The organism is Streptomyces sp. NPDC002935 (genome assembly GCF_040611295.1).
Classification (GTDB): domain Bacteria; phylum Actinomycetota; class Actinomycetes; order Streptomycetales; family Streptomycetaceae; genus Streptomyces.
In genome coordinates, this window is the sequence record NZ_JBEXNW010000042.1 from 52,951 (window position 1) to 76,617 (window position 23,667).

A 23,667-nucleotide genomic window follows, 5' to 3' on the forward strand; every position below is an offset into this window, starting at 1 on the left:
GACCAGCCACCCACGGACCGCGGTCTCCCCGCTGATTCGAGTCCCCCGGTCTGTGCGCGAGGCTGGTCTGTTCGCGAGGCCGGTCTGTGCGGGCGGCTGGTCTGTTCGCGCGGTGCGGCTATCGGCCGCTGCGCGGGGAGTGGCGGTGCGCCAGAGCCTCGTACGAGGCGGACAGCGCGGGCGCCGCCGTCTCGTAGGTGCGCTGGGCGACCCCCACGAACAGACAGTCCACCACCAGGAGCTGGCTGGTGCGCGACGACATGGCCGCCGGGCGCAGCTCGCTCTCGCGGGCGGTCGAGGTGGTCAGGATGTGGTCGGCGTACTGCGCGACCGGTCCGCCCGGCCTGCCGGTGATCGCCACCGTCGTCGCCCCGTGCTCGAAGGCGACCCGGAGGGGTTCGATGACGTCGCCGGTCGAGCCGGAGTGCGTGATGGCTATCGCCACGTCCTTGGCGCGCAGCTGCACCGCGCCCGTCACGGCGAGGTGCGGGTCGCTGTGCGCGTGGGCTATGAGTCCGATCCGCATGAGCTTCTGCAGGAGGTCCTGGGCGACCAGACCGGACGCGCCGACGCCGTAGATGTCGATGCGGCGGGCGGTGGCTATGGCGGCGACGGCGGCACCGAGCTGGACCGTGTCGAGCGCGGCCGCGGTGTCGGCGAGGGTCTGCTGCTCGTCGTACGCGAGCTTCGCCACGACGTCGGCGATGGGGTCGTCGACCGCGATGTCGGCGGTGACGGCGGGTGCCCGCCCCGACTGCTGCTGGGCGGCGAGCCCGGCGAGCGCGAGGCGCAGGTCGCGGTATCCGGGATAGCCGAGGAGCCGGGCCGTCCGCACGACCGTGGCCTCGCTGGTGCCGGTGAGCTCGGCGAGTCCGGTGACCGTGAGGGCCGCGCAGCCGGCCGGGTCACCGGCGACGGCCTCGGCGACCCGCTGCATGGAGCGCGTCATCGAGGGGGCGAGGGTCCGCACCTTGGCCGCGAGGGCGGCGGGGGCGGGCGGTGCCTCACCCGCGAAAATTTCCTTCACGTCATGGGTCACACCATGAAAGATATTTTCCTTTGGGGCATACGGTCAAGGGTGCGCACAATAGGGGCATGGACCCCACCGGCAACCCACTCAGCCCCCTGGAGCAGGCGTTGCACGCGGCACGCGCCCGTGTGCTCGCCGACCTGATCGCGGGCCAGGTCGCCGAAGCGGACGTCGTCTCCCTCGTCGAGGACTCGGTGGTGCAGCGCCGTTGGTGGGTCGAGCAGTGGCCGGAGGGCGCCGGGTTCGTCGCCGGGCTCGTCGCCCAGGACGTGCAGGACGCGCTCCTGGAGCGGTACGGGCGGTGGCCGCTCTGCCCGGTGTGCGGCAGCGGCGACCCGCACGCCCTCGACGTCGAGCCCGAGTTGGGCCCCGACCCGCACTGGGTGTGCCACCAGGCGGGCGTGAAGGTCGCCTCGGTGGGCTCCCTGAGCTCGGCGACCGGCGGAAACCCACCCTCGTGACCGTCTACATCGATCCCCCCACCTGGCCGGGGCACGGCCGGGTGTGGTCCCACCTGATCAGTGATGTCTCCTACGACGAACTCCACGCGTTCGCCGAGGAGTTGGGTGCACCCCCGCGCGCCTTCGAGCGCGACCACTACGACATCCCCTCGCACCGCTACACCGACGCGGTCGCCGCGGGCGCGGTGGAGGTCAGCAGCCGCGAGGTCGTACGGCTGCTGCACGGGGCGGGTCTGCGCCGCCGTAAGCGCGCGAGCTGACCACACGCGGGCTGAGCACGCGCGTCCAACGGCCCCGCCGTCTCAGCCCTCTCGGGCGTACAGCCGCAACGATCTCTCCATGCCGTGCAGTTCGTAGGCGACCTGCTCCACGTCCTCGCTCACGCGGGTGAAACCGGCGCGGGCGATCACGCGCTGGGACGGGGCGTTGTCCCGGTCGATGGCGGCGAACAGGAGCTTCACGTCGTCGCGGGCGAGGGCCCGCTCGGAGAGGGCGCGCAAGGCCTCGGTCGCGTAGCCGTGGCCCCGGGCGTTCTCCGCCAGGTCGTAGCCGACCTCGGCGCGCCCCTCCTCGTCGGGCACGCCGTGGAAGCCCATCCCGCCGACCGCCATCCCGTCCTCGCGCCGTACGAGGACGAACATGCCCCACTCCGGCCGGTGCACCCCCTCCTCGTACGCCTTGACGATCATCCCGGCGGCGTCCCGCGTGCCCTCGAACGGGCCGCCCTCGATCCACTCGAAGCCGCCCGTGCCGCCCGCGCGCAGATCGACGGCGGCGGCCGGGGTGACCCCCTGGAGCGTGAGCCGCTCGGTGTCGATCACCAGGTTGTTGCTCCAGCGCCACTCGGTGAGCGGTGCGCGGCCGGGCAGGTCACCGCGCCCGGTGGCCCACAGGAGCGTGCTCCACGGGGCGTCGGGTTCGGGCCGGACGTGCGGGAAGATCCGGGTGAGGACCCAGGTGCACAGCTCGGACGGCGGCCGGTACGGCAGGCCGAGTCCCTCGGCGATGTCATGGGTGTGCAGCAGGACCTCCGCGACCCCCATCGCGGCGAAGCCCTCACGGTTCGCGCTGCGGAACGGATACGGATGGAAGGCGCGCACCTCGCGCGGCGTCGTCCGGACGGCGGCGGCGAGCAGCCCGCCGGTCGCCTCGATCACGTCGACGATCCCCGCGTTGCCGGTGCCGTCGTCCAGGGCGATCTCGAACGGTACGTACGCCGTGGTGGCCCGCCCGGCCAACTGCCCTGCGTACGCGACGAGATCACTGGCGATGTGCTCGGCGGTCCGCCGGCAACTCCACTCCAGTCGTCCTGCCCGTACGCCGTCCCAGTCGCGCCCGGCCGCCGGCCGGAGCAGTGCGGCACAGCTCGCGACGGCTTCCTCCACCTGGTCCCCACCCATGTCTGCCATGCGGCCGAGAATAGGCGGATCACGCCTTCGAACGTACGGAATTGTTCGCCGCGCTCGCCCTGCCCACGACCCGCGAGCCCGGCGTACGGCGGTGCAGTCGCAGCGAGACGAAGGCCAGGCCGATGGCGGCCGCGTTGAGCGCCGCGCCCGCCCAGGCGGTGGCCGGGTACCCGAGCCCCGCGTCGATGACGGCTCCGCCGAGCCAGGGACCGGCGGTGTTGCCCAGGTTGAAGGCCGAGGTGGTGGTGGCCGCGGCCAGGGTCGGGGCGGCCGCGGCGACATGGAACATCCGGGCGTTCAGGGCCGGGGCGGTGCTGAAGCAGGCGACCCCGAGCAGGAAGGAGAGCAGGACGGCCGCGACGGCGTAGCGACCGAGGGAGGCGAACGCGACGAGGACGACGGTGTCCGCCGTCATGCCGGCGAACAGCACCCCGAAGAGGTGCGCGTCGGCGAACCGCCCGCCGATCGCCGTCCCGATGAGCGCGCCCACGCCGAACAGCGCCAGCACGGCCGGGACCCAGCCGTCGTCGAGGTGGGCGACATCGGTGAGCAGCGGGGCGAGATAGCTGAACGCGCAGAAGACTCCGGCCGCGGTGAGCGCGATCGTGCCGATGGACAGCCACACCTGGCGGTCCCGGTAGATGAGCAGTTCCCTGCCGAGCCGCGGACGCTCGTCCGGGGGCGGAATCGGCGGGACGAGGGTCACGATGCCGACGAGCGCCACCGCGGACGCCGCTCCGACGGCCCAGAAGGCGGCCCGCCAGCCGAGGCCCTCACCGAGGAACGCGCCCGCCGGCACGCCCAGCACGTTCGCGATCGACAGACCGCCGATCATCACGGCCAGCGCCCGCGCCCGCGAGGTCACCGGCACCATCGCGATGGCCACGGCCGCGCCGACCGCCCAGAAGCCCGCGCAGGCCAGGGCGCTGACGACGCGTGACACGAACAGCACGGCGTAGCCGGGCGCGAGGGCGCCGGCCACCTGGCCGAGCCCGAAGACCGCGATCAGGGCGACGAGGGTGGTCCGCCTCGGCAGGCGGAGCGTGGCCGCGGCGAGCAGCGGCGCACCGACGACCATGCCGATCGCGAACGCCGATATCAGCAGGCCCGCCTGCGGGATCGTCACGCCCATGTCGTCCGCGATGGGCGGCAGCAGCCCGGACAGCATGAACTCGCTGGTGCCGAGGGCGAAGACGGAGAGGGCGAGGATGTAGACGGACAGGGGCATACGGGGGCGGGCGACGGCGGTGGCGGGGGCGGTGACGAGCGTGGTGGCCGTCGTGTCCGGCTTCAGGGGTCCGGGGCTCGGGGGCATGTCTCCTTCGTACGGGCTCCGGCGCCCGCCGTCGAACTGTTTGCGTCCGCCCCTCATCCCTCCGTCAGCGCCGCCAGCTCGCCGCCGATGTTCCTGCGCGCCGCTTCCGCCCACACGCGTTGCCCGTACGGCGTCCTGAACAGCCGGGGCAGGCCGAGGAGCTGGCGCAGTACGGCTGCCCGGCCCGCGCGGAAGGCGTCGTCGGGGACGAAGGCGTACTCCTCGCGGACGGCGGCGGTGTAGGCGGCGTACGCGGCCGGGGGCGACGCCAGGATCGCCAGGTCGGCGTCGCACAGGACGGCGCCGTCGGTGTCGCCGTCGGCGGGGTCGTGGGAGACGGTGAGCCGGACGAGGCGGGCGACCTCGGCCGTGAGGTCCGCGCCGACGCCCAGTTCGGCCAGGGCGCGCTCGGCGAGCCGGGCGGAGCGCTCCTCGTTCTCCGAGCGGTCCGGGAGGTACACGGCGTCGTGGAACCAGGCCGCCAGACGTACGGCTGCCGGGTCGGCGGCGTGCTCCCCGTGCGCCTCCAGTACGTCGACGTGGTCGAGGACCGCGAGGAGGTGGTCGGTGGTGTGGTACCGGCGCTGGGGTTCGGCCCAGCGTTCCAGGAGGTTCGCCGCGTAGGGCTCCGGCGACGGGCCGGACCCGCCGTCGCCGGCACGGGCGGCCAGGACGGTGTCCGCCCAGCGCTTCGCCAGTTCCGCGTGGGCCGGGTGGCGGTTGCTCTCTGCTGCCATGACGCCATTGTCCTCGCCGTGCGGCCGAGCCCTTCATACGGTGGACTCATGATTCCTGGAGACGCACACGATGTACGGGACCCGGAACTGCCCGGTCTGCTCCTGCGCACCGAGCGAGACGCGCTGATCCCGCTGTTGCGGGCCAGGCCGGAGGGCGACTTCGCGCGTCCGACGGCCGGGTGTCCGGCGTGGACGGTGCGGGAGCTGCTGGCGCACTGCTCGGCCGCGCTGATGCGGGTCGCCGAGAGCCGCTTCGAACCCGGGGTGTTCAGTCCCGAGGCCAACGACCGCGACATCGCCGAGCGCGGCGACTGGGCGACGGAGCGGGTCGTCGACGAGCTGGAGCGCGGGATGACCGAGGCGGGGCCGGCGATCGCCCGGGCCGGCGGTGTCCTCGACGCGGTCGCGCTCGGCGAGTGGGTGCACGCCGGGGACGTGCGCGAGGCGTTCGGGGAACCGGGCGCCTACGAGGGTCCGGGACTTCCGCACGCCCTCACGCTCCTGGTCCGGGTCAGCCGCGAACGCGACCATGTGCCGCTGCACGCGGACCTCGACGACCTCGACGACCCCTTGCGCCTGGGCGGCGTCCCCGGCGACCGGCCGCCGGCGCGCTACATCGGCGGCGCCGCGACGCTCGTACGGCTCTACTCGGGGCGGCCGCTTGCGACGACGACGAAGTACGAACTGGCGGGGGCGGAGGTGGGCGAGCTGAATCTGTTCGCATGAACGGCGGAGGAGGGAGGGGGCGGAAGGGAAATCCCTCGACCGCCCCTGCCGCCGACGTGATCTTCTCGCGCCTCCGCTTCCGCCCGCGTACTCTTGGATTGGACTAGACCTGTAGCCGCCCAAGGGAAGAGGTCCGATGAGCGAGCGGAAGAGCGCAGTCCTGGAGGTGATCGCCCTCGGCGTGGAGGACGCGGTCGCCGCTCAGGCCGGCGGTGCGGACCGGCTGGAGCTGGTCACCGACATGGCCGCCGACGGGCTGACCCCGTCGGTGGAGACCTTCGCCGGGATCCGCGCCTCCGTCGGCATCGCGCTGCGCGTGATGCTGCGCCTCTCGGACGGCTTCGCGGCGGGAGGCGCGAAGGGCGTCGACGCGCTCGTACGGGCCGCGGGCGAGCTGCGGGCGGCGGGCGCGGACGAGTTCGTGCTCGGCTTCCTGGACGAGCACGGCGGCCCCGACCTGGCCGCCGTGGAGCGGATCGTCGCCGAACTGGACGGCTGCCGCTGGACGTTCCACCGCGCGATCGACCGTGCCGCCGACCGCGACGCCCTGCGCAAGCAGCTCGCGGACCTGCCGGGCCTCGACGCCTATCTGACCGCCGGCTCCCCGGCGGGCGTCGACGACGGGCTCGCCACCCTCGTGACCGAGGCCACCCGCCACGGCGAACCGGGATACGAGCCGCGGATCATGGTCGGCGGCGGCCTGCGCCTCGACCATGTCCCCCGGCTGCGCGCCGCGGGCCTCGACGCCTTCCACATCGGCGGAGCCGCACGGCCGGGAGGCTGGGCAGGACCGGTCTCGACGGCGGCCGTACGGGAGTGGCGAACCGCCCTCGACGCGTAGGAAGCGTTCCGCGGTGCTTGCGTTCCGCGGTGCTGGCGTTCCGCGGTCCCGGCGTCCCGGCGTCCCGTCGTTCCGGCGTTTCGCGGTCTTACCGTCTCGCGGTCCGGCGGTCCGGCGGTCCGGCGGTCCCGGCCGTGCCGCCCCGTCCGGCGGTCCCGGCCGTGCCGCCCCGTCCGGCGGTCCCGGCCGTGCCGCCGTTCCGCGCCCCCGCTGTCCCGGCGCCCCTGCGGCCCCGTCGGTCCGTCAGGTTGTGGCGCCCCGCCCGCTCCGGTGTCGTCGGGCTGGCAGGTCACGGATCCATCTCCGCCAGGTAGTTGTTGTGTTGTGAGAGTCACGAGGCGATCACCGTCCGCCCTTTCGCGTGCATATTTGGGGGTGCCCCGATCGGCCGGGGCATGACAATCACACAGATGTGCGTGCCGGAACGAGGGGCACCGCAGTACCGCAGCATCAGGGGGACAGGGCTCCATGCCATCCATACGCAGCCGCACGCTCGCGGCCGCCGCGGCCGTGATCGCGGCCGTCATGATCACCACCACGGCCTGTGACAGCAAGAAGGACGACGACGCGGCCGCCGCCCGGCCCTCGTCGTCCGCCCAGGCGGACAAGGGTGTCGACACCGGGCAGGACGACGACGGCTCCACCTCGATCGGCGGCTACAAGCTGCCCGACGGCATTCCCACCGACCTCAGCGGCGCCGCCCTGGACAAGTGGAAGAACGGCGGGTGGAAGGACTACAGCGACTGGGCATCCAAGGCGGAGGACTTCGCCAACCCGTACATCAAGGACTTCTGGACGCCGGAGAAGATGGCCGAGGCCAAGGCCAGGATCCCGGTCGCCCAGGCGGGCAGCACCAGTTCGGGCTCGGGCAGCGGCGCCACCTCCTACCTGCCCGACGGCACGGTGAGGAAGCAGACCGCCGCCAAGGTCAAGGCGACCTACCACCACTACGCGGCGCCCGTCGGCAAGCTGTTCTTCTCCTCGCCCGAGGGCAGCATGGTCTGCTCGGCCGCCGTCGTCACCGACCCGGCGCACCCCGGCAAGTCCAACATGGTGTGGACCGCGGGCCATTGCGTGCACGCGGGCAAGGGCGGCGGCTGGTACCGCAACATCGCCTTCGTCCCCTCGTACAACAACGCCGGCAATCTGAGCAACCGCCAGATCACCGACCCGCGCGCCAAGGCCGTCTCCCCGTACGGCATCTGGTGGGCCGACTGGGCCACCACCTCCGCCCAGTGGATCAAGGGCGGCTCGCACCAGGGCAACGCGGCCTCCGGGTACGACTACGCCGTGCTCCACCTCAAGCCCGAGAGCGGAAGCAAGTCCCTTCAGGAACAGCTCGGTTCGGCCCTGCCGGTCTGGTTCAACGCCCCGGCCGCCAACAAGGTCAAGACCATGAAGGTCCGCGGCTACCCCGCCGAGGCGCCCTACGACGGTTCGAAGATGTACGACTGCCACGGCGCCACCAAGCGGTTCGTGCTCGCGAAGAACGTCCCCGCCCAGTTCATGATCGGCTGCACCATGAACGGCGGTGCCTCCGGCGGCCCCTGGTTCATGAGCCACAGCGGCCGGACCTACCTGGTCTCCAACAACTCCCTGAGCGACCGCAAGACGTTCATCACCGGGCCGCGCCTCGGGGAGAACGCCAAGCAGGTCTACCTGGCGATCAGCAGGAAGTTCAAGTAGGGCTTCAAGTAGGGCTTCAAGCAGGACCTTGAGCGAGGCCTCACGTAGGGCCTCAAGTAAGGCCCAACGTAGCGCGGTTGGTGGCCCCCGGCGTGCGCGCCGGGGGCCACCAACCGGTCAGGCCGGTCAGGCCAACTCGGCCGGGAGCGGCGCCGCGTGTGTCACGATCAGCCCCGAGACCGCCCGGGTGAGTGCCACGTACAGGCGGCGCAGGCCGGTGCGCTCGTCGGGTTCGCCGTCGACGACGGCCCGCGGCTCGTCCAGGACCACGAAGTCGTACTCCAGGCCCTTGGCGAGCGAGGCCGGTACCAGGGTCAGCCGGGTCTCGGCCGTCGTCTCCTCACCGGGACCGAGATACGTCCGCCCGGCCGCCGCCAGCGCCTCGGCGAGCACCGGGATCCGGGCGTCGGCGGCGATCAGGCCGACCGACCCCTCATGGCCCAGCAACTCCTCCACCGCTGCCATGACGTCGGCGTCCCCCTCGCTCGCACGCACCTCGAAGAAGCCCGGGTTCTCGCGCACCGACGCGACCGGCGTGAGACCGGGCGCGATGTGCGGCAGCAGCCGGGACGCGTAGGTGATGACGTCCGTGGGGACACGGAAACCCGCCGTCAGCTCCTCCACGACGGCGTCCCCCTTGCCCAGGTGGCCGAGGGCCTCCGCCCAGCTCCGGGTCGCCCACGGGGTCGTCCCCTGCGCCAGGTCCCCGAGCACGGTCGCCGACCCGGTCGTGCAGCGCCGCCCCACCGCGCGGTACTGCATCGGCGACAGATCCTGCGCCTCGTCGAGCACCACGTGCCCGAGGGAGTGAGTGCGCTGGACCAGATCGGTGGCCTCGTCGATCAGCACGGCGTCGGCGGCCGACCACTTGGCGGACTTCACGCTGCGCACCGGCTTCGCCCAGCGGATCTCCTTCTGCTCGCCCTCGTCGAGCAGCCCCTCCGCGTGCGCGGCGAGGAACTCCGCGTCGGTCAGCAGCCGGAGCACGAGCTTCGCGGGGTCGACCGGCGGCCAGATCGCCTTGACGGCGGCCTTCACGGCGGCGTTGCGGGCGACGGCGTCCTGCACCCGGTCGTCCGGCGCCTCGCCCGAGCGCTCCATCTGGACCAGCACGGCGTGCGCGATCCGCTGCGGAAGGGCCTGGTGGGCGGCGCCGTACCGGATGTCGCGGTCGAGCAACTCCCGCACGATCTCTTCAAGTTCGTACGCCGGGACGCGCCAGCGCCGCGAACCCCGGACCACCATCACCGGCTCGGTCGGCAGGGTCACGTGCGAGCGGACGGCCCGGCGCAGCACCTCCGCCATCCGGGCGTCGCCCTTGATGACGGCCGCGGACGCGTCGTCGCTGCCGCGCACCTCGACATGCGCGACGAGATCGTCGACGGTCGCCTGCCGGACATCCAGCTCGCCGAGCGCGGGGAGGACCTGCTCGATGTAGTGCAGGAAGGACTTGTTCGGCCCGATGACCAAGGTGCCGGTGCGGGCGAGCCGGTCACGGTGCGCGTACAGCAGATACGCGACCCGGTGCAGGCCGACCGCGGTCTTCCCGGTGCCGGGACCTCCCTGCACACAGACGGATCCGGACAGCCCGGATCGTACGATCTCGTCCTGCTCCGGCTGGATGGTCGCCACGATGTCGCGCATCGGGCCGACACGCGGGCGCTCGATCTCCTGCTGGAGCAGCTTGCTGGTGGCCGCGGCCTCGGCCGGGTCGGAGAGGTGCTCGTCCTCGTAGGCCGTGAGGTCGCCGCCGGTGTAGCCGAAGCGGCGGCGCAGCCCGACGTCCATCGGGTCCTTCTTCGAGGCCCGGTAGAACGGCTGCGACACCGGCGCGCGCCAGTCGATCACCATCGGGTCGCCGCCGGCGTCGTGCACATGCCGCCGCCCGATGTAGAACCGCTCGCCGCCCGCGCCCTCAGCCTGGTCGGCGCCCGGCGCATGCAGATAGTCGAGCCGTCCGAAGAACAGCGGGGTGTGGCTGAGGTCGGCGAGGGCCTTGATGCGCTCGCCGATCTGCCGGTGCAGCACCTCGGCGTTCACCCAGTTCGCGGTGACGTCGCGGATGTCGAGGTTCTCCGCGTCCTCGCGCATAGCGCGGAGCGCCGAACGGGAGTCGGCGAGGTGGGCCCGCTCGCGGGAGAGGGGATCGGCGGACTCGGGAGGGGCGCCGGACGGATCGTCGGACAGGCTGGGCACGCGGAATTGCCTCCGAAATCTGCTGCGGGAGTGTTGCAGATCGTGAATCTCTGCGGATTCCGTTGGGAAACTGTCCAGAATCCCTTCGGAATCCGGTGTGATTCCAGGTGCCGTCCGGTTTCCGTCCGGGCGGCGGCACTCCGTGAAGGGAGGCGGGCAAGAGCGAAGATTCTAGGCGACGGACGGAGACCGGGGCCAATGGTTTTCCCGGTGCCCGACCGCCGTGTCAGGGTCGGGCACCGGAGACCCTAGGGGTCGGGGTCCGTCGTGAGGTGTACGGCGGATGGGCCGGAGCCGTACCTGGGGAGTGGCGAGGTTCGGTCCGGAGACCGACGCCATTCGGGGTGGGGTGCCCGCACCATGGAGATATGAGCGCAGCCACTTTCACCCATGGACCTGCCCACCCCGGGCCCGTCGCGCGCGGTGCGACGGCCGTCACCTCCATCCACCACCGCCACCGCCTCGGCGACGCCGTGCGCGCCGTCAAGGTGTTCGGGCGCGCGGCCCTCGGAGTCGTCCTCCTCGGCGAATACGGCGAAGAAGCAGGCGTCCTGCGCCGGTGACCCGGCACCGGCGGCACCCCGTCCTTCGACGGAGCGTGACCGACGCCTCGCCCGGCGCAGCCGGCCGCTCGCGCCGGCCGCCCGGACTCAGCTGTCGCTGTCCTTCAGCAGTTCGTCCGCGTCCATGATCCGGTAGGCGTAGCCCTGTTCCGCCAGGAAGCGCTGGCGGTGGGCGGCGAAGTCCTGGTCGATGGTGTCGCGGGCGACGACGGAGTAGAAGTGGGCCTGGTGGCCGTCGGCTTTCGGGCGCAGGACGCGGCCCAGGCGCTGGGCCTCCTCCTGGCGGGACCCGAAGGTGCCCGAGACCTGGATGGCCACGGTGGCCTCCGGCAGGTCGATGGAGAAGTTGGCGACCTTGGACACGACGAGCACGCTGATCTCGCCCTCCCGGAACGCGTCGAACAGCTTCTCCCGCTGGGCGTTGCTGGTCTCGCCCTTGATGACGGGCGCGTTCAGGTGCTCACCCAGCTCGTCGAGCTGGTCGATGTACTGGCCGATCACGAGGATCTGCTGACCCGCGAACTTCCGGACCAGCGCCTCGGTCACCTTCCGCTTGGTCGCCGTCGTGGCGCAGAAGCGGTACTTCTCCTCGGTCTCGGCGGTCGCGTACGAGAGCCGCTCGGAGTCCGTGAGGTTCACCCGCACCTCGACACAGTCGGCGGGCGCGATGTAGCCCTGCGCCTCGATCTCCTTCCAGGGCGCGTCGAACCGCTTGGGCCCGATGAGCGAGAAGACGTCCGACTCGCGCCCGTCCTCCCGTACGAGCGTGGCGGTCAGCCCCAGTCGGCGCCGGGCCTGGAGGTCGGCGGTGAACTTGAAGACGGGAGCGGGCAGCAGATGGACCTCGTCGTAGAGGATGAGGCCCCAGTCGCGGGAGTCGAAGAGTTCGAGGTGCGGGTAGATGCCCTTCCGCTTGGTCGTCAGCACCTGGTAGGTGGCGATCGTGACCGGACGGATCTCCTTGCGCGTCCCGCTGTACTCGCCGATCTCCTCCTCGGTCAGCGAGGTCCGCTTCACCAGCTCGTGCTTCCACTGCCGGGCGGAGACGGTGTTGGTGACGAGAATGAGGGTGGTCGCCTTGGCCTGCGCCATGGCACCGGCCCCGACGAGCGTCTTGCCGGCTCCGCAGGGGAGCACGACCACACCGGAACCGCCGTGCCAGAAGTTCTCCACCGCCTGCTTCTGGTAGGGCCGCAGCGCCCAGCCGTCCTCGTCGAGCTCGATGGCATGCGCCTCGCCGTCGACGTATCCGGCGAGGTCCTCGGCCGGCCAGCCGAGCTTCAGCAGGGTCTGCTTGATCTGGCCGCGCTCGGAGGGATGCACGGCCACGGTGTCGGGGTCGATCCGGTTGCCGACGAGCGGTGCGACGCGCTTCGAGCGCAGCACCTCCTCCAGGACGGGCCGGTCGGTGGTCGTGAGCACGAGTCCGTGGGCCGGATGCTTGCTCAGCGTCAGCCGCCCGTAGCGGTCCATCGTCTCGGCGATGTCCACGAGCAGCGCGTGCGGGACCGGATAGCGGCTGAACTCGACCAGCGCGTCCACGACCTGCTCGGCGTCGTGCCCGGCGGCCCGCGCGTTCCACAGGCCGAGCGGCGTCACCCGGTAGGTGTGGATGTGCTCGGGCGCCCGCTCCAGCTCGGCGAAGGGGGCGATGACCCGACGGCAGGCGTCGGCCAGCTCATGATCGACTTCGAGCAGGAGCGTTTTGTCGGACTGGACGATGAGGGGTCCGTTCACACCCGTCCCTTTCTGCGTGGCGGCACCCGGCGCGGATGCTCGGCCAAACCTCCAGTGTGCCCTACCGGCGGGTGATCACGGCTGGTCGTCCGCCAGCTCCGCCACCCCCGTGACCCGGTGCAGCGGATAGGTGCGGACCTCGTCCGCCGTGTGGTCGTACGCCGTGACGAAGCCGCCCTCGACCCGGATGGGGGCGATGACGCGCTGGCTGGCGGCACCCTCGGCGTTGACGTAGCCGATCCACACCGCCTCGCCGGTCATGACGGCGGCCTGCATGGTGGCGAGGGTCTCGGCGGAGCTGGTGCGGGGCAGCCCGCCGTTGCCGGGGTGGTCGGCGCCCGGGTCCGCCTTGCGCGGGGTGGTGGAGGCGAGGTCCCCGGCCCGGATGGCGCGGATCGCGGCGCCGAGGAGGGTGGCGTCGGGCACCGGCGGGCCGTCCGGGACGGGCTCCGGGGCGGTGCGCGGCGGGGTGCGGTGGGCATGCGCCCGGGTGATCACGACGTCGCCCTCCACCGACTCGGCGGCGGGCGCGAAACCCATCGCCCTGAGGCCCCCGAGGAGGGCCGCCGGGTCGGTCTGCGAGGCCAGCACCGTGGGCGCGAGCCGCCGGAGTCCGAACCCCTGCGAACGCTTGTCGGCGAGGATCTCGCTGAGCACCGCGTCGTCGTCGCAGCGGACGTACGCCGACGCCGCCCCGATCCGCAGGTGCCCGTGCCGGCGCGCCATGTCGTCGATCAGATAGGCGAGCGGCTGCGGAACCGGCGTACGGGAGTGGGCGGCGAGGAAGGCGTGCAGGTCGGACGCCGAACGGCCCGCGTCGAGCGCCCGGCGCACCGAGCCCGGAGTGAAGCGGTAGACCGTCGCCCCGCCCTTGGACTCGACATCCGCGAGCACATTGAGCGTGTCGGCCAGGGGGCGCTCCAGCGGGCCGGGCGCGACCGCCGTCAGGTCCGCCTGCAGCAGGACGTGGTCGAGCGGCTCGGGCAGCAGCGGAGCCAGGAGCTTGGCGGCCCGGGTCGCCGCCGCGGCCCGCTCGGCGGGGGAGTGCGGCGCGGGGGCGGCCACGGGGTGGTGCCGTTTGTGGGCGGGGAGTTTGGCGCCGGGGCCGGACGGCTCCGCCTCCCGCGTGCCCGCCGTGGCCGGCAGACCCAGCAGCGCCCTCCCCTGGGCGGACAGCGCGCCCCGGCCGGTCACCCCGAGCAGCTCCGCCTCGGACAGCGTCCAGCGGGCCAGCCGGGCGCGCAGGTCGTCCGGCGCGGGCCGGGCACTGCGCGAGGGGCGCTCCCAGTACAGCCGGGCGAGGAGGGAGTCCGTGGCGGGCGAGGCGCCCTCGGGGAGCGTGGCGAGGAGGGCCAGGACGCGGTGGCGGACCTCGGGCGCAGCGGAACGGTCCAGGCCGGGGCCGAGCGCCGAGAGCGTACGGTCCTTCGCGTCCCGTCCGCCGACAAGACCCGCCGTGCGGGTCGCCGCGAGCCATGCCGAGGCGAGCCTCGTCCAGCGCTCCGGGGAGGGCAGCTCCAGCCACTCGTCGTAGGCCGGAGTCGCCGCGTACCGTTCCTCCGCCGCGCCGTCCGACGCCACCAGGCCCGCCGCGTGGGCGAGTTCCACCCAGAACGCGGCGACCGGCTCGGAGACGTCGAGCGCCACCGCCGTCCGCTTCAGGTCCCGCATGCTCAGCCCGCCCGCGCGCAGCACCGCGGGACCGCCCTCGTGCCAGTCCTTCAGCAGCTCCTCGACGGTCGCCAGCGTCGTGTACGCCTGACCGGCGGCGGCACTGTCCACAACCTGTGGACGGTGTGTCGTCGCGGCCTCGACCGCGGGCGCCACCGGTTCCGTCACCCGGTGCGCGCGGCCGGCCCGCAGATGCAGGGCGACCTCCCGGGGCAGGACCACCGTGCCGGGCCCTGTCGGCAGCAGCAGCCCCCGTCCGATCAGCCAGCGCAGATGCGCGGCCGGTTCGGCCGTCACCTGCCCGTACGGCGGCCCCCACACCAGCCGGGACAGCACCTCCACCGCCTCGGCGGGCGCTTCGTCGAGCAGCGCCGACATCCGGCTCCGGTCGGTGAACAGGGCACTCAGCGACGCCACCGCCGACACGGAGTCATGGGTGGTCGCCAGCCCCGCCGCGGCCACGAGCTCCTGGATGCGTCCCGGCGAGATGCCCGCCGTGGCTTCGGCGACCGTCGGCCCGAGCCCCGTCGGGGACGGATGCTGCGGCGACGGCGCGAGCAGCTCGCGTGCCGTCCGTACGAGGCGGAGACGTTCGTCGCCGCCCCAGACGAGGGCCTGCTCGCGGAGCGTCGCGAGCGCGTGCGGGAACGCCGCCGTGACCGTGGGGTCGTTGTCGTCGCCCGCCAGCAGCCCGAGCAGTTCGTCGTACGTCGCCTGTTCCGGCGCCACCGCCAGCGCCTCCGCCGTCTGGAGCGTGAAACGGTCCAGACGTTCCAGGGCGCGGACGACCGACGCCCGGGTGCCCGCCCGGGTGGCGAGCTGGGTGAGATCCGTGGGGACGGGGGTGATCAGGTCCGGACGGGACCGCAGGAGGGCGGACAGGGAGGCGTCGTCCCGCACGCGGAGGGCTTCCGCCAGGGACCGCGGAGCGGTCGTCTCGGGGCTCATCCTGTCAACGGTAGCGGGTGGCACCCTCCCGGGGCTCGGCCCCCGGCCCGTGGATCGTTCACCGGTCGCGCGTTCCCGGCGGCCGGTGCGGGTCGCACGGCTGCCCGAGCCCCGGGCGCGGCGCTCCCCGGAACGGAAAAACCGGTACCTTCGTCACCGCGGGGTATCCAACGCACCGGCCCCGGAGGGGACTTCGTGGGGATCGAGAGCGACCAGCTGGTCTTCGACTATCTGAGCCGGGTCGGCGACCTGGCCCAGCAGCGGCAGTTGCCGTCGGCGACCCGGATGCGCCTGGTCTCGGAGCTGCGGGGCGAGATCGACCGCCGCCGGGCGAAGAGCACCGTCGACAGCCCCACCGCCGTCCGCCGCATCCTCGACCGCCTCGGCACCCCCGGCGAGATCGTCGCGGCGGCCGGACAGGGCGCCGACGGCCCCGGAGCCGGTACGCGGACCCAGGCCGCCGTGCCCACCCAGCGTGCCGCCGCCGAACCGCAGGAGCGCCCCAAGGGACTGCGCCGTGTCGTCCCCCGACCGCGCCCCGCCGAGAGCGCCGGGGCCGACGCCCCGTCCCCGCCCCACCTGGCGAGCGCGCACGAACTGGGCGACAGCGCGACCCAGCCGGACTGGTGGCGCGTGAACAACAGCCCCTTCGGGCTCGGGGACAACGTGCCGGGGTTCGTCGGCGGCGTGGAGATCCCCGACCTGCTCAAGCCGCCCCCGGGGGAGAAGGACCGCGGAGCCGAGGAGGACGCCGGCCCGGCCAGGGAGAAGGCTGCGGCACCGGGTCCCGAGGACGAGCCGGAGGCCGAGGAAGCCGTCGCGCGCCGCCGCTTCCCGCGCCTCAGCGGCTACACCAACCCCCTGCTCCTGCTCGCCGCCGCCCTCCTCGTGGCCGGCGCCGTCATCGGCAACTGGTTCGCGCTCGGCCTCGGCTGGCTGATCGCCTACGGCTCGCGCAGGCTGACCCCCGCGGAGTCGAAGTGGGCCGTTCTCGTCCTGCCGGGACTGTCCGTGACGGCCGGCGCCGTGTGGCTCTGGGGCCGTACGAACAGCCGCTGGGGCGACCCCGTCGCCGAGGGGCACATGAAGGACGCGATGACCGAGACCTGGCCCTGGATCGTGCGCGGCGCGGCCGTCGCCTCGGCCCTGTACCTGGTCTGGCGCTCCCAGCGCCGGACCTGACCGCCGAAAAGGCCTGGACCGGCTCCCCGGCGGCCTGGGCACAATGGTCCATATGACTTCCCCAGCGCTGACCATCGGGTTCGACCTCGACATGACCCTGATCGACTCCCGCCCCGGGATCCACGCCTGCTTCGAGGCGATCTCGGCGCGGACCGGGACGTACATCGACTCGGATCTCGTGGTCACGCGGCTCGGTCCGCCGCTGGAGGTCGAACTCGCCCACTGGTTCCCGGCCGAGGAGGTCGCGGCGATCGCCGACCTCTACCGCGCGATGTACCCCGAACACGCCATAACCGGCACGCTCGCGATGCCCGGCGCGCGCGAGGCCGTCGAGGCGGTGCGGGCGGCGGGCGGGCGCACGGTCGTCGTCACCGCGAAGTGGGAGCCCAACGCCAGGCTGCACCTGGACCATCTGGCCATCGACGCGGACGAACTCGTCGGCAACCTGTGGGCCGAGCAGAAGGCGGTGGCGCTGCGCGAGCACGGCGCGAGCGTGTACGTCGGCGACCACACCGGCGACGTACGCGGCGCGCGCACGGCACGGGCGTACTCGGTGGCCGTGGCGACCGGACCGTGCGACGCCGAGGAACTGCGCGCCGCCGGGGCGGACGTCGTCCTCGGCGACCTCACGGAGTTCCCGGCCTGGCTGGAGAACCACCGCTAGCCGCGGCGTGGGGCCACCACCGGACCGCCGACGCGACCGCCGTCAGGAACGGGCCGCGCGGGCCCGGCGGCGGCCTTCCGCGGCGGACCGGAGCACGCCCGCGGCGGCCAACAGGAATCCGACGCCCATGAGCATGCTCAAGCCGAACATGTAGACCGGAAAAGGTTTCGTGCCGAGCAACAGCGGTGCCACGGTGACCAGTGTGGCCAACGCTCCGATGAAGAAGACGATGGCACCGGCACGGATCAGCCGGTCGCCGGCTTCGAGGGAATTCACTTGGGTTTTGTCACGCACCCGACCAGGGTAGTTCCCTGCGCGAAGGAACAATCCAGCGACGTCTTGTCACGAGCCGACGGACCATTAGCCTTGGTACCGGCGGGTCGGAGGACCCGCTGTAGTGCTATCCAGAGGCGTTTCACGGGCAGTTGCCCCCGCAACCACCCGAGCGGTTCCCAGGCAGTTACCGACGAGTACGAGGACGAGGACAGACGTGCCCACCGGCAAAGTCAAGTGGTTCAATATTGAGAAGGGCTTCGGCTTTCTCTCCCGCGACGACGGCGGCGACGTCTTCGTCCATTCCTCGGTCCTGCCCGCCGGAGTCGACGCCCTCAAGCCCGGCCAGCGCGTCGAGTTCGGCGTGGTCGCCGGTCAGCGCGGCGATCAGGCGCTCTCGGTGACGCTCCTGGACCCGACCCCCTCGGTCGCGGCCGCCCAGCGCCGCAAGCCGGACGAACTGGCCTCCATCGTCCAGGACCTGACGACCCTCCTCGAAAACATCACACCGATGCTGGAGAAGGGCCGCTATCCCGACAAGGCCTCCGGCAAGCAGATCGCCGGTCTGCTGCGCGCGGTCGCCGACCAGCTCGACGTATGACCGGCCGTTAGCGGCCCCCCGGACGGGGTTCCGAGGGGAATTCGGAGAGGTCCGGGGGAGAAATCAGGGGAAGTCCAGCGCGTTCGGTCCGAGGGGCGGCACCAGCCCCTCGGCCGCCGCGCGCGTGAGCAGTCCGCGGATCGCCGCGTGCCCGTCGTCGCCCAGATCGGCCGTGAACTCGTTGACGTACAGGCCGATGTGCTGGTCCGCGACCTTCGGGTCCATCTCCTGGGCGTGTTCGAGGACATAGGCGCGGGAGGCCTCGGGGTCGTCCCAGGCGGCGCGGACCGAGGCACGGGTGGCGTCGGCGAGCGCCCGGAGCCGCTCCGCTCCCAGCGACCGCCTGGCGATGATCGCGCCCAGCGGGATCGGCAGCCCGGTGGTCCGCTCCCAGTGCTCGCCCATGTCGGCGAGCTTGTGCAGCCCGTAGTTCTGGTAGGTGAAACGCGCCTCGTGGATGACGAGCCCCGCGTCGACCTTCCCGTCCCGTACGGCCGGCATGATCTCGTGGAACGGCATGACCACGACCTCGCCGACCCCGCCGGGAACGGTGTCCGCCGCCCACAGCCGGAACAGCAGATACGCCGTCGACCGCTCGCTCGGCACAGCGACGGTACGGCCCCTTAGGTCGGTCCCCGCCTCCCTGGTCAGCACGAGCGGCCCGCAGCCCCGCCCCAGCGCGCCGCCGCAGGGCAGCAGCGCGTAGCGGTCCAGGACGTACGGCAGCACGGCGTACGACACCTTCAGCACGTCGAACTCACCGCGCTCGGCCATGCCGTTGGTGATGTCGATGTCCGCGAAGGTCACGTCGAGCGCGGGCGCGCCCGGGATACGGCCGTGCGCCCAGGCGTCGAAGACGAAGGTGTCGTTCGGACAGGGCGAGTAGGCGATCTGCAGGGCTTCGGCGGTTTCAGCGCGTGCGGTCATGTGGGTTCCAACTCTCCAGGAGGGGCCCCAGCTTCCCGAAAGCCTCGGTGAGGGCCGCGAGGGCTTCGCCGATACGCCACGCGGCGCGGTCACGCGGCCCGACGGGATTGGACACCGCGCGGATCTCCAGCACCGGCACCCCGTGCGCGCCTGCCGCCTCGGCGACCCCGAAGCCCTCCATCGCCTCGGCGAGGGCCCGCGGATGCCGGGCCCGCAGTTCGGCGGCGCGGGCGGCGCTGCCGGTCACGGTCGACACGGTGAGAATCGTTCCGACCCGGCCACCGGTGACGGCCGCGGCCTCTCGTACGAGTGATTCAGGTGGCCGGTGGCTGACGGTCCCGAAGCCGAGCTCGGTGACCGGGAGGAACCCTTCCGGCGCCTCCGCGCCCAGGTCCGCCGCGACGATGTCGTCGGCGACCACGAGGGATCCCACGGGCGCGCCGGGCTGGAATCCGCCGGCGACACCCGCGCAGACGACGAGACCGTAGGGCGCGCCGTCGAGGGCCGCGGCGGTCAGCGCGGCGGAGACGGAGGCGGCGGCGCGGGCGGGGCCGACACCGGCGGCGAGCAGATCGTGCCCACCGACCCGGTGGAGCGCCGCCCCGGGGAGCCGTATCTCACGCCCCGCGCCCGACGACGCCCCGGCCACCGCGTCCCTCTCGGCGAGGACGGCGGTGGCCACGAGCACCCGGGGCCCGGCGGCAGCGATCAGGCGTCCTTCTTGAGCTTGAAGGTCCACAGACCGGTCACCGTCTTGTCGCCCTCCTTGACGGAGACGAGCGTCGAGTTGCCGGTGGCCCCGTACTGCTCGTTGAAGAAGACACTTCCGGGAATGGTCCGGTACGTCTTCGTGCTGGAGTCGGTCAGCGGCTGACCGTTCATCAGGATCGTCCAGCCCTTGTCCGCGATCTTCGGGTCCACACCGAACCGCACGGTCTCGTCGGGGTCGACCTTGATGGACTTGATGTCCTTGGACTTCAGGCACTTCGCCAGGTCCGCGGTCTGCACCGCGTCACCGTCGTTGTAGCAGTCGGTCTCGGAACTCACCGAGTTGTCGCCGACCGTGATGGTGGCGATCGGCGTCGGCTTGTCACAGGCGGACAGGGCGAGGAGTCCGGCGGAAACGGCGCCGACGGTGGCTACGGCGCGGCGACGGCGCGCTGCGCGTTGTCCATTAGCGGCTCTGCCGCGGGGCAGGGAGGTCATGGCCGAAGGCTATCGGGCACGCCCACCCGTGCCCCCACGTGGGGTGCGGCGTGCCGTGTGTGGCCCCCGCGCGGCTCAGGAGACCCGCTGCCGGGCCGATCCGCCGCGGCGTGCCACGGCGAGCAGCCCCCGCACGGTCGTCAGCCAGCCCACGGCGACGATCCCGGCGGCCACGGAGAGGCCGAGCGTGCCGTTGAGCGGCATCGCGATGCCGATGGCTCCGCCGAGGACCCAGGCCATCTGGAGCAGCGTCTCGGAGCGGGCGAAGGCCGAACTCCGGACGAGTTCGGGGACGTCGCGCTGGATCAGCGCGTCCAGGGACAGCTTGGCGAGGGCCTGTGCGAACCCGGCGACCGCGGCGAGAGACGCCACCAGCAGGGTGCCGTAGAAGAACGCCGCCGTGATCGCGACGGCCAGCACGAACGCCACCACCGTCACGATGATGATCTCCGGAGCCCGCTGTTTCAGCCAGGCTCCGACGGCCGTGCCGAGCGCGTTGCCCACGCCCGCCGAGATGACCACCAGGCCGAGCGAGACCGCCGCGCTCTTGCCGCTGAGCGGCTGCTGGCGCAGCAGGAAGGCGAGGAAGAAGATCAGGAAGCCGGACAGGCAGCGCAGCGAGGCGTTGGCGCCGAGCGCATGGGTGACGGCCGTGCCCACTGTCCGCAGTCCGGGGCGCGGGGGTTTCTTCAGGTGCGGGCCGTGCAGATGCTCCGGGTCGGCGGCGAGCAGCGCCTTGTCCTCGCCCTTGGCGGAGTCGACCTTGGGCGGCAGCGAGAACGACAGGAACGTGCCCCCGATGAAGATCACGAAGGCGCCGTAGAGCGGATAGCGCGCTCCCAGCGTCTGGAGCACGGCGGCGATCGGCCCGGCCACGCCGGTGGCGAGGAGCCCGCCCAGTGTGACCCGGGAATTCGCCTTGACCAGGGAGAACGTCGGTGGCAGGAGCCGGGGTACGACGGCGCTGCGCACCACGCCGTACGCCTTGGAGGCGACGAGCACGCCGAGCGCGGCGGGATACAGCTCGAAGGTGCCGGTGACGACCGCCCCCGACAGCATCAGCGCGAGCATGGCCCGGACGAGCATCGAGCCCGCCATCGCGGCCCGCCGGCCGTGCGGCAGGCGGTCAAGCAGTGGGCCGATCACGGGGGCGAGGAGGGCGAAGGGCGCCATCGTGATGCCCAGGTAGAGGGCGACCCGGCCGCGGGCCTCGTCGGTCGGCACGGAGAAGAACACGGTGGACGCCAGCGCCACCGTGATCATGACATCGCCCGCGCCGTTCACCGCGTGCAGTTCGATCAGTTTCCCGAGGCCCGACTCGCCCGCCCCGTGGGCGTGCGTCGCCTTGCGGATACCGCGCGCCGTCCGCGTCACCGGGAAGTGCAGGGCACGCCCCACCGCACGGACGGACCCGGTCACCCGGCCCGATCCGCCACTCCCGTTGCTCCCTTTGGCGCCACCGATACCGGTTGCTCCCTGGGGCGACCTTGCGGATGCCACTCCGTCATAGTGCCCCGAGTTCGGGGTGCGTAGTGCGGTTACCGCGCGTACGGGGGTTCGGTGAGGGCCGAGTGGGGGGCGCCGACGGGTCCTGTTCGGCAGGGGGTGGCGCCGGTCCGGCACAGGACCGCCGCCCATTTTTCGCCAAACCGGGCCGGTGTGGTCCTGGGTGGATCACGTTTCGAAGGGCGAGACGGTCCGGTTTCGGGTGGACCATTTTTCGACGGGACGAGACGGTCGGGTCTTGGGCGGATCACTTGTCGACGGGCGAGACCGTCCGGTCTTGGGCGGATCACTTGTCGACGGGGCGAGACGGGTGGTGTGGGCGGGAAACTTTCGGCGCGGAGCGCCGGGAAAAACGCCGCGGAGCGGTGGAGTCCGGGTGCCGCGGAGCGGCAAAGATCCCGGCGCGGAGCGCCGAAGACGCCCGCCGGTGTGGGCCCAGGGGCCAGGAGAAGGTAGCGTGCGTAACGCGCCTGCGGCGATTGTTCTCGGCCGCGCGCCTCTCGGCCATCCCGCAGAATGGATGGCGTAGGTGCGCCCGAGTGCGATCGGGCGCGGACGTCGACGCGGCCCACCGGTCCGCTCCGTCCGCACCCCCGCTGAGGATGGGCGCACCCGTGAGACGGCGTAGGAGAGAAGCGATACCTGTGAGCGCAGCGACAACGCGAAGCCGCACCCCGGACCGTCTGTGCGCCGAGGCCGTCGACCTCGCCCGCGCGGCAGCCGAGGAAGCCGCCCATCCCGGCATCGTCGGCGAGCATCTTGGGTTGGTCTCCGAGGGGGACCGCGTTGTCACGCACTACTTCGAGTGCAAGGAACCGGGGTACCGCGGCTGGCGCTGGGCGTCGACCGTGGCCCGCGCCTCCCGGGCGAAGCTCGTCACCCTCGACGAGACGGTGCTGCTGCCCGGTACCGACGCGCTGCTGGCCCCGGAGTGGGTGCCGTGGAGCGAGCGGCTCCGCCCCGGCGACATGGGTCCCGGGGACCTGCTGCCCACGGACGCCGAGGATCTCCGGCTGGAGCCGGGCTACTCCGGCGAGGACGAGCCCGCGCCGAACTCCGCGGTCTCGGAGGACATGGCCGAGCTGGTGGAGGCGGAGGACGCGGAGGTGACCGCGGGTACGCCCGCGAACCTGCCGATGGCCCCGCGCCGGGGTTCGATCGCGTCCGTGGCCGAGGAACTGGGACTGCGTCGGGCCCGGGTGCTCTCCCGGTACGGGCTGCATGTGGCCGCCGACCGCTGGGAGGAGTCGTACGGGCCCAAGACGGCGATGGCGCAGGCCGCGCCCGCGTCGTGCGTCAGCTGCGGCTTCCTCAACCGCATCGGGGGCTCACTCGGACAGGCGTTCGGTGTCTGTGCGAATGAGTTCTCTCCGGCCGACGGGCGCGTGGTGTCGCTCGCGTACGGGTGTGGTGGGCACTCCGAGGCGGCGGTCATGCCGAAGCCTCCGCGGCCGCCGGCTCCGGTGATCGACGAGACCCAGGTGGACCCGTTCCCGCTGCGTCCGTCCCCCGACTCTGGCTCGGTACCCGCGACCCCGGACGAGTCCACAGCCGAGCTCGGCCACTCGTAGCGCCCACTCTCCCCCTGGACCCGGGGGACCGCCGCCCCCCCGTAGCGGCCCCCTCCCCGGGCCGGGACCCGGGGGACCGGCCGCCCCTCGTAGCGGCCCCCTCCCCGGGCCCGGGAACCGGCGTCCACACCGTCCCCGGCACGGATGCCCCGCCCCACAACCGTCTTTCGCCCCCGCCGCCCCTACCCTTCCCGTACCTGGGGCTCCGCCCCAGACCCCGCTCCTCAAACGCCGGAGGGGCTGAATTTTTTCCCCGGAGCCGAAAGGAATTTCCCCTCGGCCGGGGCTGAAAAGCGATATCGCGCCCGCGGCCGTCATCCGGCGGAAGGGGCCGTGCCGGTACATCGCATGCCCGTCGCTTACGTTCGGATCGAGCAGCGGTTCCCTCGGAAGCTCACGTCTGATCCAGCGGCGACG

General features: G+C 72.6%; 22 protein-coding genes. 10 read left to right on the forward strand and 12 right to left on the reverse strand.

Annotated features, from left to right (window positions below):
• Nucleotides 1–118: 118 nt before the first annotated feature.
• A complete protein-coding gene (locus tag ABZX90_RS37760) occupies nucleotides 119–1,039 on the reverse strand; it encodes a MurR/RpiR family transcriptional regulator (RefSeq protein WP_355212762.1) in 921 nt (306 codons plus the stop codon).
• Between the two features lie 56 nt (nucleotides 1,040–1,095).
• Here ABZX90_RS37760 and ABZX90_RS37765 point away from each other — a divergent pair, with 56 nt between their 5' ends.
• Together ABZX90_RS37765 and ABZX90_RS37770 are read left to right on the forward strand one after the other, a co-directional pair.
• A complete protein-coding gene (locus tag ABZX90_RS37765; RefSeq protein WP_351120650.1) occupies nucleotides 1,096–1,491 on the forward strand; it encodes a hypothetical protein in 396 nt (131 codons plus the stop codon).
• Nucleotides 1,488–1,751 (forward strand): DUF4031 domain-containing protein, encoded by a 264-nt coding sequence (locus ABZX90_RS37770; RefSeq protein WP_351120648.1) that lies wholly within the window; start codon nucleotides 1,488–1,490, stop codon nucleotides 1,749–1,751. The genes ABZX90_RS37765 and ABZX90_RS37770 overlap by 4 nt, the downstream gene beginning before the upstream one ends.
• A gap of 42 nt (nucleotides 1,752–1,793) precedes the next feature.
• Here ABZX90_RS37770 and ABZX90_RS37775 read toward each other — a convergent pair whose 3' ends face one another.
• From ABZX90_RS37775 to ABZX90_RS37785, 3 genes are all read right to left on the reverse strand, one after another.
• Nucleotides 1,794–2,900, reverse strand: a complete 1,107-nt coding sequence (locus ABZX90_RS37775; protein ID WP_355212765.1) for a GNAT family N-acetyltransferase — start codon at nucleotides 2,898–2,900, stop codon at nucleotides 1,794–1,796.
• 19 nt (nucleotides 2,901–2,919) lie between these two features.
• On the reverse strand, nucleotides 2,920–4,128 hold the full coding sequence (locus ABZX90_RS37780; RefSeq protein ID WP_355212783.1) for a Cmx/CmrA family chloramphenicol efflux MFS transporter: 1,209 nt from the start codon (nucleotides 4,126–4,128) through the stop codon (nucleotides 2,920–2,922).
• Nucleotides 4,129–4,268: 140 nt separating this feature from the next.
• Complete coding sequence (locus ABZX90_RS37785; protein ID WP_355212766.1) at nucleotides 4,269–4,952, reverse strand: hypothetical protein; 684 nt, start codon at nucleotides 4,950–4,952, stop codon at nucleotides 4,269–4,271.
• Between the two features lie 48 nt (nucleotides 4,953–5,000).
• Between ABZX90_RS37785 and ABZX90_RS37790 the strand changes: the two genes are divergently transcribed.
• The 3 genes from ABZX90_RS37790 (at nucleotide 5,001) to ABZX90_RS37800 (ending at nucleotide 8,205) form a co-directional block, all read left to right on the forward strand.
• Nucleotides 5,001–5,678 carry a maleylpyruvate isomerase family mycothiol-dependent enzyme gene (locus ABZX90_RS37790; protein WP_355212767.1) on the forward strand — a complete coding sequence of 226 codons (678 nt, stop codon included), beginning with the start codon at nucleotides 5,001–5,003 and terminating at the stop codon, nucleotides 5,676–5,678.
• A 136-nt stretch (nucleotides 5,679–5,814) separates the two neighbouring features.
• The gene (locus ABZX90_RS37795; RefSeq protein ID WP_351120640.1) at nucleotides 5,815–6,519 is read left to right on the forward strand and encodes a copper homeostasis protein CutC; all 705 of its coding nucleotides are present in this window, start codon (nucleotides 5,815–5,817) and stop codon (nucleotides 6,517–6,519) included.
• A 468-nt stretch (nucleotides 6,520–6,987) separates the two neighbouring features.
• Nucleotides 6,988–8,205 carry a hypothetical protein gene (locus tag ABZX90_RS37800; protein WP_355212769.1) on the forward strand — a complete coding sequence of 406 codons (1,218 nt, stop codon included), beginning with the start codon at nucleotides 6,988–6,990 and terminating at the stop codon, nucleotides 8,203–8,205.
• 126 nt (nucleotides 8,206–8,331) lie between these two features.
• Here ABZX90_RS37800 and ABZX90_RS37805 read toward each other — a convergent pair whose 3' ends face one another.
• Nucleotides 8,332–10,296, reverse strand: a complete 1,965-nt coding sequence (locus ABZX90_RS37805; RefSeq protein ID WP_355212785.1) for an ATP-binding domain-containing protein — start codon at nucleotides 10,294–10,296, stop codon at nucleotides 8,332–8,334.
• Between the two features lie 473 nt (nucleotides 10,297–10,769).
• Here ABZX90_RS37805 and ABZX90_RS37810 point away from each other — a divergent pair, with 473 nt between their 5' ends.
• Complete coding sequence (locus tag ABZX90_RS37810; RefSeq protein ID WP_351120636.1) at nucleotides 10,770–10,964, forward strand: hypothetical protein; 195 nt, start codon at nucleotides 10,770–10,772, stop codon at nucleotides 10,962–10,964.
• A gap of 87 nt (nucleotides 10,965–11,051) precedes the next feature.
• Here ABZX90_RS37810 and ABZX90_RS37815 read toward each other — a convergent pair whose 3' ends face one another.
• Both ABZX90_RS37815 and ABZX90_RS37820 read right to left on the reverse strand, forming a co-directional pair.
• The gene (locus tag ABZX90_RS37815; protein ID WP_351120634.1) at nucleotides 11,052–12,701 is read right to left on the reverse strand and encodes a DNA repair helicase XPB; all 1,650 of its coding nucleotides are present in this window, start codon (nucleotides 12,699–12,701) and stop codon (nucleotides 11,052–11,054) included.
• 75 nt (nucleotides 12,702–12,776) lie between these two features.
• Entirely contained in the window at nucleotides 12,777–15,320 is a 2,544-nt protein-coding gene (locus tag ABZX90_RS37820; RefSeq protein ID WP_355212772.1) for a helicase C-terminal domain-containing protein, read from the reverse strand.
• A gap of 195 nt (nucleotides 15,321–15,515) precedes the next feature.
• Between ABZX90_RS37820 and ABZX90_RS37825 the strand changes: the two genes are divergently transcribed.
• Entirely contained in the window at nucleotides 15,516–16,502 is a 987-nt protein-coding gene (locus ABZX90_RS37825; RefSeq protein ID WP_355212774.1) for a hypothetical protein, read from the forward strand.
• A 43-nt stretch (nucleotides 16,503–16,545) separates the two neighbouring features.
• Nucleotides 16,546–17,166, forward strand: coding sequence for an HAD family hydrolase (locus ABZX90_RS37830; protein ID WP_351120628.1), 621 nt, complete (start codon nucleotides 16,546–16,548; stop codon nucleotides 17,164–17,166).
• 42 nt (nucleotides 17,167–17,208) lie between these two features.
• Here ABZX90_RS37830 and ABZX90_RS37835 read toward each other — a convergent pair whose 3' ends face one another.
• On the reverse strand, nucleotides 17,209–17,460 hold the full coding sequence (locus ABZX90_RS37835) for a hypothetical protein (RefSeq protein ID WP_351120626.1): 252 nt from the start codon (nucleotides 17,458–17,460) through the stop codon (nucleotides 17,209–17,211).
• 196 nt (nucleotides 17,461–17,656) lie between these two features.
• Between ABZX90_RS37835 and ABZX90_RS37840 the strand changes: the two genes are divergently transcribed.
• Complete coding sequence (locus ABZX90_RS37840; RefSeq protein WP_351120624.1) at nucleotides 17,657–18,040, forward strand: cold-shock protein; 384 nt, start codon at nucleotides 17,657–17,659, stop codon at nucleotides 18,038–18,040.
• Nucleotides 18,041–18,103: 63 nt separating this feature from the next.
• Here ABZX90_RS37840 and ABZX90_RS37845 read toward each other — a convergent pair whose 3' ends face one another.
• The 4 genes from ABZX90_RS37845 to ABZX90_RS37860 form a co-directional block, all read right to left on the reverse strand.
• Nucleotides 18,104–18,967 (reverse strand): 1,4-dihydroxy-6-naphthoate synthase, encoded by an 864-nt coding sequence (locus ABZX90_RS37845; RefSeq protein WP_351120622.1) that lies wholly within the window; start codon nucleotides 18,965–18,967, stop codon nucleotides 18,104–18,106.
• Nucleotides 18,951–19,706 carry a futalosine hydrolase gene (locus ABZX90_RS37850; protein ID WP_351120620.1) on the reverse strand — a complete coding sequence of 252 codons (756 nt, stop codon included), beginning with the start codon at nucleotides 19,704–19,706 and terminating at the stop codon, nucleotides 18,951–18,953. The genes ABZX90_RS37845 and ABZX90_RS37850 overlap by 17 nt, the downstream gene beginning before the upstream one ends.
• A complete protein-coding gene (locus ABZX90_RS37855) occupies nucleotides 19,676–20,173 on the reverse strand; it encodes a DUF2771 domain-containing protein (protein ID WP_351120618.1) in 498 nt (165 codons plus the stop codon). Before ABZX90_RS37855 ends, ABZX90_RS37850 begins: the two co-directional genes overlap by 31 nt.
• Nucleotides 20,174–20,248: 75 nt before the next feature.
• Entirely contained in the window at nucleotides 20,249–21,673 is a 1,425-nt protein-coding gene (locus tag ABZX90_RS37860) for an MFS transporter (protein ID WP_351120616.1), read from the reverse strand.
• A gap of 650 nt (nucleotides 21,674–22,323) precedes the next feature.
• Between ABZX90_RS37860 and ABZX90_RS37865 the strand changes: the two genes are divergently transcribed.
• Nucleotides 22,324–23,250: a DUF3027 domain-containing protein gene (locus ABZX90_RS37865; RefSeq protein ID WP_351120614.1), complete on the forward strand. Its 927-nt coding sequence runs from the start codon at nucleotides 22,324–22,326 to the stop codon at nucleotides 23,248–23,250.
• Nucleotides 23,251–23,667 lie beyond the last annotated feature (417 nt).

Bases quoted from the DNA above. Each gene is read 5' to 3' on its own strand.
- ABZX90_RS37765 (WP_351120650.1), top strand. From the start codon at position 1,096: ATGGACCCCACCGGCAACCCACTCAGCCCCCTGGAGCAGGCGTTGCAC.
- ABZX90_RS37775 (WP_355212765.1), bottom strand. From the start codon at position 2,900: ATGGCAGACATGGGTGGGGACCAGGTGGAGGAAGCCGTCGCGAGCTGT.
- ABZX90_RS37780 (WP_355212783.1), bottom strand. From the start codon at position 4,128: ATGCCCCTGTCCGTCTACATCCTCGCCCTCTCCGTCTTCGCCCTCGGC.
- ABZX90_RS37785 (WP_355212766.1), bottom strand. From the start codon at position 4,952: ATGGCAGCAGAGAGCAACCGCCACCCGGCCCACGCGGAACTGGCGAAG.
- ABZX90_RS37790 (WP_355212767.1), top strand. From the start codon at position 5,001: ATGATTCCTGGAGACGCACACGATGTACGGGACCCGGAACTGCCCGGT.
- ABZX90_RS37795 (WP_351120640.1), top strand. From the start codon at position 5,815: ATGAGCGAGCGGAAGAGCGCAGTCCTGGAGGTGATCGCCCTCGGCGTG.
- ABZX90_RS37800 (WP_355212769.1), top strand. From the start codon at position 6,988: ATGCCATCCATACGCAGCCGCACGCTCGCGGCCGCCGCGGCCGTGATC.
- ABZX90_RS37805 (WP_355212785.1), bottom strand. From the start codon at position 10,296: ATGCGCGAGGACGCGGAGAACCTCGACATCCGCGACGTCACCGCGAAC.
- ABZX90_RS37810 (WP_351120636.1), top strand. From the start codon at position 10,770: ATGAGCGCAGCCACTTTCACCCATGGACCTGCCCACCCCGGGCCCGTC.
- ABZX90_RS37820 (WP_355212772.1), bottom strand. From the start codon at position 15,320: ATGAGCCCCGAGACGACCGCTCCGCGGTCCCTGGCGGAAGCCCTCCGC.
- ABZX90_RS37830 (WP_351120628.1), top strand. From the start codon at position 16,546: ATGGTCCATATGACTTCCCCAGCGCTGACCATCGGGTTCGACCTCGAC.
- ABZX90_RS37845 (WP_351120622.1), bottom strand. From the start codon at position 18,967: ATGACCGCACGCGCTGAAACCGCCGAAGCCCTGCAGATCGCCTACTCG.
- ABZX90_RS37855 (WP_351120618.1), bottom strand. From the start codon at position 20,173: ATGACCTCCCTGCCCCGCGGCAGAGCCGCTAATGGACAACGCGCAGCG.